9 protein-coding genes and 1 riboswitch are annotated in these 11,545 nt (G+C 72.9%); of the genes, 7 read left to right on the forward strand and 2 right to left on the reverse strand.

Features of this window, described 5'->3' with window-relative positions; translation table 11 throughout:
• Positions 1 to 73 precede the first annotated feature (73 nt).
• Entirely contained in the window at positions 74 to 712 is a 639-nt protein-coding gene (locus ACZ60J_RS18880; protein ID WP_469683147.1) for a hypothetical protein, read from the forward strand.
• Positions 709 to 2,217, forward strand: coding sequence for a protein kinase domain-containing protein (locus ACZ60J_RS18885; RefSeq protein WP_469683149.1), 1,509 nt, complete (start codon positions 709 to 711; stop codon positions 2,215 to 2,217). The genes ACZ60J_RS18880 and ACZ60J_RS18885 overlap by 4 nt, the downstream gene beginning before the upstream one ends.
• On the opposite strand, the gene ACZ60J_RS18890 is transcribed toward ACZ60J_RS18885, so the two are convergent.
• Positions 2,205 to 4,553: a YfhO family protein gene (locus tag ACZ60J_RS18890; protein ID WP_469683151.1), complete on the reverse strand. Its 2,349-nt coding sequence runs from the start codon at positions 4,551 to 4,553 to the stop codon at positions 2,205 to 2,207. The genes ACZ60J_RS18885 and ACZ60J_RS18890 overlap by 13 nt on opposite strands.
• Positions 4,554 to 4,729: 176 nt before the next feature.
• Between ACZ60J_RS18890 and ACZ60J_RS18895 the strand changes: the two genes are divergently transcribed.
• Positions 4,730 to 5,350: a SurA N-terminal domain-containing protein gene (locus tag ACZ60J_RS18895; protein ID WP_469683152.1), complete on the forward strand. Its 621-nt coding sequence runs from the start codon at positions 4,730 to 4,732 to the stop codon at positions 5,348 to 5,350.
• Positions 5,351 to 5,379: 29 nt separating this feature from the next.
• The gene (locus ACZ60J_RS18900; RefSeq protein ID WP_469683154.1) at positions 5,380 to 6,396 is read left to right on the forward strand and encodes a nucleoside triphosphate pyrophosphohydrolase; all 1,017 of its coding nucleotides are present in this window, start codon (positions 5,380 to 5,382) and stop codon (positions 6,394 to 6,396) included.
• Positions 6,397 to 6,460: 64 nt separating this feature from the next.
• On the opposite strand, the gene ACZ60J_RS18905 is transcribed toward ACZ60J_RS18900, so the two are convergent.
• The gene (locus ACZ60J_RS18905; RefSeq protein WP_469683156.1) at positions 6,461 to 7,645 is read right to left on the reverse strand and encodes a globin domain-containing protein; all 1,185 of its coding nucleotides are present in this window, start codon (positions 7,643 to 7,645) and stop codon (positions 6,461 to 6,463) included.
• Positions 7,646 to 7,793: 148 nt separating this feature from the next.
• On the opposite strand from ACZ60J_RS18905, the gene ACZ60J_RS18910 reads away from it, so the two are divergent.
• The 3 genes from ACZ60J_RS18910 (at position 7,794) to ACZ60J_RS18920 (ending at position 11,526) form a co-directional block, all read left to right on the forward strand.
• A complete protein-coding gene (locus ACZ60J_RS18910) occupies positions 7,794 to 9,113 on the forward strand; it encodes a cytochrome P450 family protein (RefSeq protein WP_469683158.1) in 1,320 nt (439 codons plus the stop codon).
• A gap of 143 nt (positions 9,114 to 9,256) precedes the next feature.
• Positions 9,257 to 10,366, forward strand: a complete 1,110-nt coding sequence (locus ACZ60J_RS18915) for a transglycosylase family protein (RefSeq protein ID WP_469683160.1) — start codon at positions 9,257 to 9,259, stop codon at positions 10,364 to 10,366.
• A 278-nt stretch (positions 10,367 to 10,644) separates the two neighbouring features.
• Positions 10,645 to 10,816: riboswitch (cyclic di-AMP (ydaO/yuaA leader) on the forward strand.
• A gap of 2 nt (positions 10,817 to 10,818) precedes the next feature.
• Positions 10,819 to 11,526: a transglycosylase family protein gene (locus ACZ60J_RS18920; RefSeq protein WP_469683162.1), complete on the forward strand. Its 708-nt coding sequence runs from the start codon at positions 10,819 to 10,821 to the stop codon at positions 11,524 to 11,526.
• Positions 11,527 to 11,545: the final 19 nt, after the last annotated feature.

Raw genomic sequence — 11,545 nt, forward strand, 5'->3', positions numbered from 1 at the left:
CGGCCGGGAACGCTGTATACCCTCAGAGCCGAAATCCTTCACCTTTCCTCCGCACGGCCCGTCAGGAGCAGCGATGCACGGCCCCGGCACACCGCCGCCCCACGGACACCAGCCCAGCACCGGGGGCGTGGTGGCGCTCCGCGTGCTGTTCGCGCTGCTGCCGATCCTGAGCTGCGGGTTCCTCGCCTGGGGGACGATGCTGCGGCTCGCGCTCGTCACCCGCAAGAGCCGGGACTGGTGGCTGATGGGGGGCTCCATCGCCGCCGAGATCGTGTCGCTGGCGCTGATCGGCGCGGACCCGACCCCCGACACCAGCGGCTGGCAGGGCAACGCGGGGGCCTTCGGCATCCTGCTGAGCGGCCTCGCGGTGTGCATCTACTACCTCGTCGCCGAGATCCGTCACTTCGAGGCGCTCAAGGCCGGGCCCGCCGGGGCGGCCGGCTGGTACCCGCCGCCCGCCTCCCCCTACGTACCGCCCCAGCAGCAGACCGGGCCCGCCTACGGATACCCGCCGGTGTCCCAGACCGGCCCGCAGCAGCAGCCGCAGCGGCCCCAGCACCAGCCCCAGCAGCCCGCGCCGCAGCAGGCCCCCGAGCCCGCGCCCGCCCCGACGCCGCCCCCGCGCATCGGGCAGGTCCGCGCCGAGCTCGACGAGCTCAGCGAACTCCTGCGCCGCCAGCAGCCGCCCCAGGGCGAGGACCCCCGCCCGTGACGGACCGGCTCATCGGGGACCGCTACCAGCTCGCCACCATCCTGGGCCAGGGCGGCATGGGCCAGGTGTGGACGGCGTACGACCGGCGCCTGGACCGCCGCGTCGCGGTGAAACTGCTGCGCCCCGACAAGGTGGCCGGACCCGGCTCCGTGGCCGAGGAGCTGCGCCGCCGCTTCGTGCGCGAATGCCGGGTCACGGCCCAGGTCGACCACCCCGGGCTGGTCACCGTGCACGACGCGGGCAGTGACGGGGACGAGCTGTACCTCGTCATGCAGTACGTGGAGGGCGCCGACCTCGCCGACCACCTCGCCGAACACGACCCGTACCCGTGGCCGTGGGCGGTCTCGGTGATCGCGCAGCTGTGCTCGGTGCTGTCGGCCGTGCACGCGGTGCCGATCGTGCACCGCGACCTGAAGCCGCGCAACGTCATGGTCCGCCCCGACGGGACCGTGCTGGTCCTCGACCTCGGTGTCGCCTCCGTGATGGACACCGACACCACCCGCCTCACCAGCACCGGTTCGCCGATCGGCAGCCCCGCGTACATGGCCCCCGAACAGGCCATGGGCGGGGCCGTCGGCCCGCACACCGACCTCTACGCCCTCGGCGTGGTCCTGTACGAGCTGCTGTCCGGCAACGTCCCCTTCGCCGGCTCCACCGCACTCGGGGTGCTCCACCGGCACCTGTACGAACCCCCGCTCCCGGTGCGCCAGTTGCGCCCCGAGGTCCCGCAGCAGTTGGAAGCCGTACTCCTGAAGCTGCTGGCCAAGGACCCGCAGGACCGGCCCGCCTCCGCGCAGGCGGTGTACGCGGCCCTCGCGCCGCTGCTGCCCCACCACGGCTCCGGCGCCCCCACCGGCCCCCTCGACCCGACCCGCCCCTTCCTGCGCCCGCAGGCCCCCTGGCCGGACCGCGCCACCGTGATCCCGCCCCGGCCCGCGACCCCGCCCCAGCCGCCGAGGCCGGACGTCCCGGCGGCCGTCGAGGAGGCCAAGAAGCTCCTCGACCAGGGCATGCTCACCCAGGCCGTGGACATCCTCGGCGGGATCCTCCCGGCGGCGGCCGAGCAGCACGGCGCGCACTCGCCGGTGGTCCGCTCCCTGCGCAAGCAGTACGCGGCCACGCTGATGGACGACGGCCAGTACCGCCGCGCCCTGCCCGAACTGCGCCGCCTCGCGGAGGAGTTCCCGGCCGGCGACCCGCAGTCCCTGCGCTTCCGCTACGACGCGGCCCAGTGCCTGGAACAGCTAGGCGAACCGGCGGCCGCCCTCGCCGAGTACCGCTCGCTGCTGCCGCTGTTCGAGAACCACTACGCGAACCCGGACCCGGGCCTCCCGCTGGAGGTCCGCCGCCGCATAGCGCACCTGCTGCTCTCGCTCGGCGACCGCCCGGCGGCCCACGACACCCTGGCCCGCCTCCTCTTCGACGCGGAACGCCTGCACGGCCCGAACCACCCCTTCACGGAGGAGGTCCGCCGCACCCTGCACTGGCTCGGTCAGGTCCGCTGACGCCGTCGGCCCGCCGCGAGCAGGACGGCCACTCCCAGCAGGGCCGTTGCCGCGAGGGCCGTGCCCGGGAGGAGGCCCGGGGGGCGGAAGGTGCAGGCGAGGCGGGTGGTGCGGCCGTCCAGCGGGATCGCGACCAGGCCCAGCCGGGCGGCGGCGGGCCGGCCGTTGCAGCTCCAACCCGCGATCGCGGGGACCGAGAGCACCGCCGTGCCCGTACTGCCCGGCGGGAGCACCGCGTCCACGCCCGCGGAGCCGACCCGGACGGACACCGCCGCCGTGGCGCGCAGCCGGGCGACGGCCGCGTCCAGCAGCGAGCGGTCCAGGCAGGACAGCTGCCAGTGCGCCGGCGCCGCCTGCTCGAAGACCAGGACCGAGCCGGGCCCCCGGGAGGGCCCCATCGGCTGCAAGGCGGCTCTGTTGCGCGGCGGGTTGGCGTTCAGCCGGAAGGCCGGTCCGTCCGCGAGGCGGGCCGTCCCGTTGTACTCCGGCGCCGACAGGAAGGCCTCCGTCCCCGCCCGGCAGACCCCGGGGGAGAGCGGATCCTCGTACACCCGGGCGCCCAGCAGGAGCTCCTGGTTGGCGAAGGGCGAGGCCCCGTACGCCGGCTGCGCGCCCGGCGGGCGGACGGTGACCAGCGGCGGCACCTCGGCCCGCGCGACCGTGCCGTCGGGCCGCAGCCGGGCGCCGACGGAGAACACGGCGTCCGTCACCGGGTTGTCCAGGCTCTGCACGTTCCGGCCGCGCGAGGTCCAGCCCGCCCCGAGGGCCACCATGGTCCGCGTGAACAGGTCCGGGGTGTGGCTGCTGTAGTACGCGCCGCCCTCCCCGCCCAGCAGCATCGGGTCGTTGCCGGTCAGCGCGGGCCGCCCGGCGTCCGTCCGGTACGCGGGCCAGCCCTCGGCGCCCCTCAGGGCATCGGCCCGTGCGGTGTGCGCCGCCCCCCACACCGGGTAGTCGTCCAGGCCCGCCAGCTTGCCCCGCTCCCCCTGGGCGGTGGTCGCCGCCGCCTGCGCCAGCAGGACCAGCACCAGTACGGCCGCCGCCGGCAGCACCAGGCGCCGGTGGCGCAGCGCCCACCAGGCGGCCCCCGCCAGGGCCAGGCCGCCGCCGAAGAGGGCGAGTCCCCACCCGGTCGCCAGCCGGCTCCCGCCCGCCCCGAGCAGCACGGCCGCCAGCACCCCGGCGCCGCCCGCCAGCGCCCGCGGCGGGGGCGGCCCGGCCGACAGCCCCGCCCAGGCGGCCGTCACCACGATCCCGGCCAGCACGAACGTCTGCCGGTACGGGCTGCCGTTGGGCGTCGCGAAGAGGTGCCAGGCCAGGTGCGTCGGCATCCACTGGAAGGACAGCAGCACCAGCAGAACCAGCCCCGTCCACAGCAGCCGCTCCCGCCCCGGCACGGCCCGGTGGAAGGGCAGGGCCGCCACGAGCAGCAGGGTCCCGGTGCCGACGAACAGGGCGGGGGAGGAGAAGGAGTAGGTGGCGGGCAGCAGCCGGGCCAGCAGATCCTCGGTGGGCACCGGCACGAAGGGCTTGAACCACCCCGGGTAGGCCTGCTTCGAGCTGAGGAAGAGGGGCAGGAGCACCGGCATCGACAGGGCGACGCCCAAGGCGGTGGTCAGGGCCGCCCGCGCGAGGCACCGCAGCCGTGCTCCCGCGCCCTCCCGGACGAGGAGCAGCCGGACCAGCAGCACGAGGACCGCGCCCAGCGTCGCCATGTAGGCGGTGTAGAAGTTCGCCGTCCAACAGAGCGCCACCACCACGACGGCCGCCGCCGGCCGGCGCGAGCGCAGCGCCCACTCACCCGTCAGACACAGGAGCGGGAAGGCGATCAGCCCGTCGAGCCACATCGGGTTGTACGAGGCCTCGATCACCGACCAGCCGCACAGTGCGTACGAGGCCCCGAGCAGCCCCGCCGCCCACACCGGCCCGCGCCGCTGGGTGCGCAGCAGCCAGGCCATCGCCGCCGCCGCGGCCGCCGTCTTGAGCACGGTGACCACGTACACCGCGAGGTCGATGTCCTGCCGCGGGAACAGCCCGACCAGGACCGCGAACGGGCTCGCCAGATAGGTCCCGAAGTCGGGCAGGAAGCTCGTCCCGTAGCCGGACTGCCAGTTCAGCAGCAGCCCGCCCCCGGCACGTCCGTGCAGCAGGTCCCACAGGTGCGCGTGGTACGGCACGAACTGATTGCCGAGGTCGTTGATGCTGCGGTGGCGCGGCCCGTACGGGAAGACGCGCGCGACGGCGTCTCCGGCACCCACGGCCACCACCGTGACCAGGGCGGCGAGCGCCGAGCCGAGCAGACCGGGGCGGCGCGGGGAGCGGTGCGGTGTCGACATGGTGGGCCGACCCTGGCACTCCCGATGGGCCGAAGGGTGGCCATCGGTGGACGCGAACCCCAACACCCCCGGAATCGTTGGTCGAACCAGTGGCTCTGATCACCTCGACTGCATAACATCGATCACCGCACGGCCCTTGTGCACCGAAGCACAATCTCCCGGCCCTGGAGGCTCCTTTGCACCGTCGCACAGCGCTCTCCGTTTCCGCCGCCCTGCTCCTGGCGGCCCCTCTGCTGTCCGCGTGCTCGGGCGAAGCCCGCCCCGGCACCGCGGCCGTGATCGGCGGCGAACGGATCACCACCTCCGCGCTCCAGGCCCAGGTGAACGACGTCCGCTCCGCACAGAACCGCTCCGAGCACGCCGCCGAGCTCATCGCGGCCGTCCCCCAGCTCGACCGGGTCAAGCTCAGCACGATGCTGCAGAGCCGGATCCTCGACCGGATGGCGAAGGACGCCGGGATCACGGTCACCCCCAAGGAGCTCCAGGACGCCCGCAAGGCCTACGACGAGGGCAACCGCGGGGCCGCCGCCTTCGAGGAGGCGATCCTGCAGAAGGCAGCCGTCGCCCCCGACCAGATCGAGCGCTGGGTGCGGGACCAGGTGCTCTTCGAGAAGCTGAACGCCAAGTTCGGCGAGGGCAAGCTCGCCGAACCCGCCGCGAAGGCCGCGGCCGCGCTCGGCATCGAGGTCAACCCCCGGTACGGCGTCTGGGACCCCCAGCGGGTCACCCTCGGCGAGCACTCCACCCCGTGGATCACCCAGGTCACCCGGCCCGAGCAGCCCCCGGCCGGCGCCTAGTGCCGTGACCGGGGAGGTAGGTTCGGAGGGTGACTGACGACGTGCCCTCCGAGCCTTCCGCGCCCACCGCGCCCGCCGAGCCCACCGGCCGCATCGTGCTGCTGACCACGAGCCACCGGGTGGCCCCCGGCGTGCTGTCCTGGCCCGCCTGGCAGACCCTGCGGAGCGCCGACCGGGTGCTGTGCGCCGACCCGGCACACGTCCAGCTCCCCTACCTGCGCGAGGCGGGCGTCGAGGTCGCCCTGGAGGCCCCCGACGCCCAGGCGCTGATCGAGGAGTGCGCCGGCGGGCACACGGTCGTCGTCCTGCTCAGCGGCGAGGGAGACCGGCGGCTCACCGACGGGCTGGCCCGGTTCGCCGGCTCCGGCCGGGTCGCCGTACCGGACCTGGAACTGCTGCCGGGCTCGTACGACCTGCCCGGCGCCCGCCTGCTCGACCTCGTCCAGGTCATGGACCGGGTCCGGCGCGCATGCCCCTGGACCTCGGAGCAGACCCACGAGGGACTGGCGAAGTACGCCATCGAAGAGGCCTACGAGCTCGTCGAGGCCATCGAGACCGGGGACCGCGAGGAACTGCGCGAGGAACTCGGGGACGTCCTGCTCCAGGTGGTCTTCCACGCGCGCATCGCCGAGGAGGGCGGTCCCGGTGAGGACGACGAGCCGTTCTCCATCGACGACGTGGCCGGGGCCCTCGTCGAGAAGCTCATCCACCGGCACCCGCACGTCTTCGGCGACGAGAAGGCGGACACCCCGGAGGACGTGCACGCACACTGGCAGCGCACCAAGCAGGTGGAGAAGCAGCGGGAGTCGGTGACCGACGGCATCCCGCTCGGCCAGCCCGGTCTCGCGCTCGCGTCCAAGCTGGCGGGCCGCGCCCGTGCGGGGGCGGTGCCCGTGGAACTGCCCCGCGGAGAGGGCGTCGGGTACGAACTGCTGGAGCTGGCGGCGCGCGCCGAGGCGGCGGGGACCGACCCCGAGACCGCGCTGCGCGCGGCGGCCCGTACCTACCGGGACGCGATCCGTGCGGCCGAGGGCGTCGGCGAGTAACCCCCGGCGGCGGGAGGTCCCGCAACGGCGGGAGGTCCCGCGGCGGCATCCGGCCGCGATGCTCTCAGTACTCCCGGGGCGCGCGGCCCGACGGGTTGTGCCAGTGCGGGTCGGGGCGGTTCAGGAACCACTCGCCGAAGCCCATCGGGCGGCTTCCGTCGTCGTGGCTCCTGCCACTGACGGGTACGGAGTCGTAGAAGATCCGGTCGGGGCGCGCGCCGAGCTCCTCCAGGAGGTACGCGGTCTCCCGGATGAACTGCGGCGGACCGCTCAGGTAGACGTCCTGGTCGGGCCAGAGCCCGCGGTTGCTGAGCGCGGTGGCCAGCCGGTCGGTGGCCTGGTTGCGGTGCTGGCCGGGCGCGGGGGTGATGTAGGTGACGCTCAGCCAGCCGAGGGAGTCCGCGTACGCGTCGATGAGCGGGCGGTCGTAGAGGTGCGCGGCGTCCCGTGCGACCACGAAGAGCCGCACGTCCTGATCGGGAGGGTGTTCCGCCAGGTCCTCCAGCATGGCGCGGACCGGGGCCCAGCCGGTGCCGGCGGCTATGAAGCTGACCGGGCGGTCCTCGCGGCGGAAGGTCATCTGCCCGCCGGCCGCGCCGAGTCGTAGTACGTCCCCGGGCTGGATGTCGCGGATCAGCGCGGTGCTGAGGCGGCCGCCCTCGATCCGGCTGACGTGCAGGTCGAGGGTCCCGTCGGTGCGGGGGGCGTTCCCCAGGGAGTACGTGCGCCAGGTGGTCGGCACCCGGTCGCTGCTCACGCTCGTGTACTGGCCGGGGAGGTGCGGGAAATGCGCGTGCGGGCGCAGCGTGAGAACGCCGATGTCCTCCCCGTACAGCAGGTGGCGTACCACTTCCGCGTTCCACCAGGGCGGGTCCTCGCTGGTGGCCGCGCCGGCCATCATGGCGTCGGCGATCATCTGGTACGCCTCTGACCAGGCCTTTTCGGCTTGCGGATGCCAGGCGGACCCGGAGGCCTCGGCGAGCGCGGCGATGAGGCTGGTGCCCACGGCCGCGTAGTGCTCGGGCCCCACCAGGAACTTGCGGTGGTCGCGGCCGAGGTCGCGGAGATAGGGGACGAGCGTCTCGTTCTCCAGGTGGGCGATGACATGGGTGAGCGCGGCGAAGAGCCGGTCCCGTTGCCGTTCCATGTCCTCGAAGGAGGCCGGGAAGAGATCACGGACTCCGGGGTTGTGCCAGAACAGGTGGGAGTAGAAGAACTTGACCGCGTGCTCGGCCCGTCTCTCCACCACCGCGAAGCTGCTTTTCAAGATCCTCACATCCACAAAACCGAAAGTAGGAACGTCGGAGAACGTGAGGTCAAGCCAGGAGCTATCTACGGACAGCCGCGATAAATGGCTCAAATGGGGTGACGCGTAGCGGGCGGGATACGGTCTCGGGGTGCACGAGCAGACCCCCGCAGCCCCCGGATGCCCCGCCGCCGCCCACTCCGTGGACGGATCCGCCGACGCGTCCTCCCCGCCCCCGACCCTGTTCGACTGGGAGTTCGCGACCGACCCGTACCCGGCGTACGCCTGGCTGCGCGAGCACGCCCCCGTGCACCGCACCACGCTCCCCAGCGGGGTCGAGGCCTGGCTCGTCACCCGGTACGCCGACGCCCGCCAGGCCCTCGCCGACCAGCGGCTCAGCAAGAACCCGGCCCACCACGAGGGCTCCGCGCACGCCAAGGGCCGCACCGGCATCCCGGGGGAGCGCAAGGCGGAGCTGATGACCCACCTCCTCAACATCGACCCGCCGGACCACACCCGGCTGCGCCGCCTGGTCTCGAAGGCGTTCACCCCCCGCAGGGTCGCCGAGTTCACCCCGCGGGTCCAGGAACTGACCGACCACCTCATCGACCAGTTCGTGGAGAAGGGCGAAGCCGACCTCATCCACGAGTTCGCCTTCCCCCTCCCCATCTACGCCATCTGCGAGATGCTCGGCGTACCACGAGAGGACCAGGACGACTTCCGCGACTGGGCGGGCATGATGATCCGGCACGGCGGCGGCCCGCGCGGCGGGGTGGCCCGGTCGGTGAAGCAGATGCGCACCTATCTCGGGGAGCTCATCCGCCGCAAGCGCGACGACCTCGGCGACGACCTGATCTCCGATCTGATCCGGGCCAGCGACCACGGTGACCACCTGACGGAGGCCGAGGCCACCGCCATGGCTTTCATCCTGCTGTTCGCGGGGTTCGAAACCACGGTGAACCTGATCGGCAACGGGCTCCACTCCCTCTTCATGAACCCGGATCAGCGCGAACGCCTCCAGCTCTCCCTCGCCGCCGGGGAGAGCGGGCTGCTGGCGACCGGTGTGGAGGAGCTGCTGCGCTACGACGGCCCCGTGGAGCTGGCCACCTGGCGGTTCGCCACCGAACCCTTCGTCCTCGGCGGTCAGGACATCGCGGCCGGCGATCCGGTGCTGGTGGTCCTGGCGGCCGCCGACCGCGACCCGGAACGCTTCGACGACCCGGACACCCTGGACCTCTCCCGGAGCGACAACCAGCACCTCGGCTACGGCCACGGCATCCACTACTGCCTGGGCGCCCCGCTGGCCCGCCTCGAAGGCCAGACCGCGCTCGCGACCCTGCTGACGCGGTTGCCCGATCTGGAACTGGCCGTGGAGCCCGGGGAACTGCGGTGGCGCGGGGGGCTCATCATGCGGGGGCTGCGGACGCTTCCGGTCCGGTTCTCTGTCGAATCCGGGGGCCAAAACGTCTGAAACCGGCCTGACCTGAAGTCAGTTGGCTGGCCAAACTTGTGACAGGCGTTCGAAGGCGGCTAGGTTCTGCCGTTACCCCGCCGTTATGCGAAAGGTGCAGCCTCATGCGTTCCGGGAACGGCCGCCACAGACGCCCCCGACAAGTGCCCGCACTTGTCGTCACCGCCGGAGTGACCGGCACCGCGCTCGCCCTGCCGCTGCTCGCGGCCACCGGTGCGAGCGCCGCGGAGACCTCCACATGGGACAAGGTCGCCGAGTGCGAGAGCGGCGGCACCTGGAGCGCCAACTTCGGCGGCGGCACCTACGGCGGGCTGCAGTTCAGCCAGGAGCAGTGGCAGAACGCGGGCGGGCTCGACTTCGCCGAGCGCGCCGACCTGGCCAGCCGCTCCCAGCAGATCGCCGTGGCCGAGCGGGTCCTGGCTTCGCAGGGCCCCCAGGCGTGGCCGCTGTGCGGCGTGCCGGCCGGTCTGACGCAGGACGCGCCCGCCGCCGTGGTCGACCCGGGTCTGCCCAACGGTTCCGGATCGGCCGCCCCCGCCCCGTCCCGCCCGGACGACTCGGTGCCGCACAGCGGCTCGGGCAAGCCGTCCACGGACTTCGGGGCCCCGACTCCGGCGAGCCCGTCCCCGTCGCTGCCCGACTATCCGATCGGCGTGCCCGGCGAACTGCCCGTCATGCCCTCGCCGGACCTCCCGACGCCGCCTCCCGGCCTCCCGGGCGACCCGACGGCTCCCGTGGACCCCCTGGATCCCACGGCCCCCGTGAGCCCCGTCGCTCCGGCCGACCCCACGACTCCGGCGCCGCCGACCGTGGACCCGACCACGCCCACCACGCCGGTGGATCCGACGGCACCCGTGACCCCGCCGAGCCCCGGGGACACCACGAACCCGATCAACCCGGGCAATCCGGCGAACCCGACCATTCCGGTCAACCCGGTTGATCCCACGGCCCCGACGGCCCCGGCGACTCCGGCCGCACCCGGCGATTCCGCTTCGCCGAGCGCCCCGGCGACCCCCGGTGCGACCGAGGGCAGCGGCAAGCACCGCGGCCAGGCCGCGGTCGAGACGCCCGCCGCATCTGATGCCGCGTCGGACCCGACGTACACCGTGAAGGAAGGCGACAGCCTCATCGCGATCGCGGACGCCAACGGCGTGAAGGGCGGCTGGAAGGGGCTCTACGAGGCCAACGAGCAGCTCATCGGCGGAGATGCGGACCTGATCAAGCCCGGCCAGAACCTGGATCTAACGCACTAATAGGGACACTTGAGTCGCCCGGAACCAGCTGATTGTCCGTTTTCTGTAAGTGAGACATGTGTCTCTTCAGGTCAACTGGCGTGTCCGGCCCGGACGGTTCCGCAAACCCCGCCCTCACCTGCGCAAACGTCCCTCCGGGGGGCGCAAGTAGGCACCGATTCCCCCGATGTTCCTCGTTGAACATCGGGGGAAGACCTGTCTACCTTCTGAATCGCTCGCCACCGCGGGCTCCTTCGACCGCATCGCCGAATCCTGCCGGCGGACGGAGGGAACACTCGTCGCGTCAAGCGCCGAAGGCAGGAGCGGGGGAACCAAGGTAGGCGCCGGAACCGGCCGTTGAGAGACGGTCACGGAACCGGCTAGGGGTTAAGCCAAGCGCTAGGTCGCTCGGCCGGGCACTCACTCGCCCGAACCCGACAGCTCACCTCGTAGGCGTCGGTGAGGAGAACTCCATGCTGCTTTCGGGCAAGGGCAAGCACCGTCGCGGCTCCAAGGCCGTCCGCATCGTCACGCTCGCCGGTGTCACCGGTGTCGCCGTGGCCGCGCCGCTGATGGCCGCGGGCACCGCTTCCGCCGCGACCGCCGGTGAATGGGACCGCGTCGCCGCGTGCGAGTCCGGTGGCAACTGGTCCATCAACACGGGCAACGGCTACTACGGCGGCCTGCAGTTCTCGTCCTCCACGTGGGCCGCGTACGGCGGCAAGGCGTACGCCGCGCAGGCCAACCAGGCCTCCAAGTCGCAGCAGATAGCCATCGCCGAGAAGGTCCTCAAGGGCCAGGGCAAGGGCGCCTGGCCGTCCTGTGGCGTGGGCCTGTCGAACTCCTCCTACAACGGCGGCTCGGCGGAGACCCCCGCCAAGCCGAAGGCCCAGCCGAAGCCGGCGCCGAAGCAGGAGAAGAAGGCCGAGCCGAAGAAGGAGACCAAGCGCGTCGAGGCTCCGACCACCCGCTCCGAGCGTCCGGCCGCCGCTGCCGCGCCGAAGAGCGAGGCCCCCAAGACGGGCACCGGCTCCTACGAGGTCAAGTCCGGCGACACGCTGGGTGCGATCGCCGACGCCAACAAGGTGGCCGGCGGCTGGGAGAAGCTCTTCGAGCTGAACAAGGACACCGTCTCGGACGCCGACCTGATCTACCCGGGTCAGAAGCTGAACCTCGGCTGAAACATGTGAGAACAAGCGC

This window comes from Streptomyces sp. NPDC104226, from assembly GCF_055584085.1.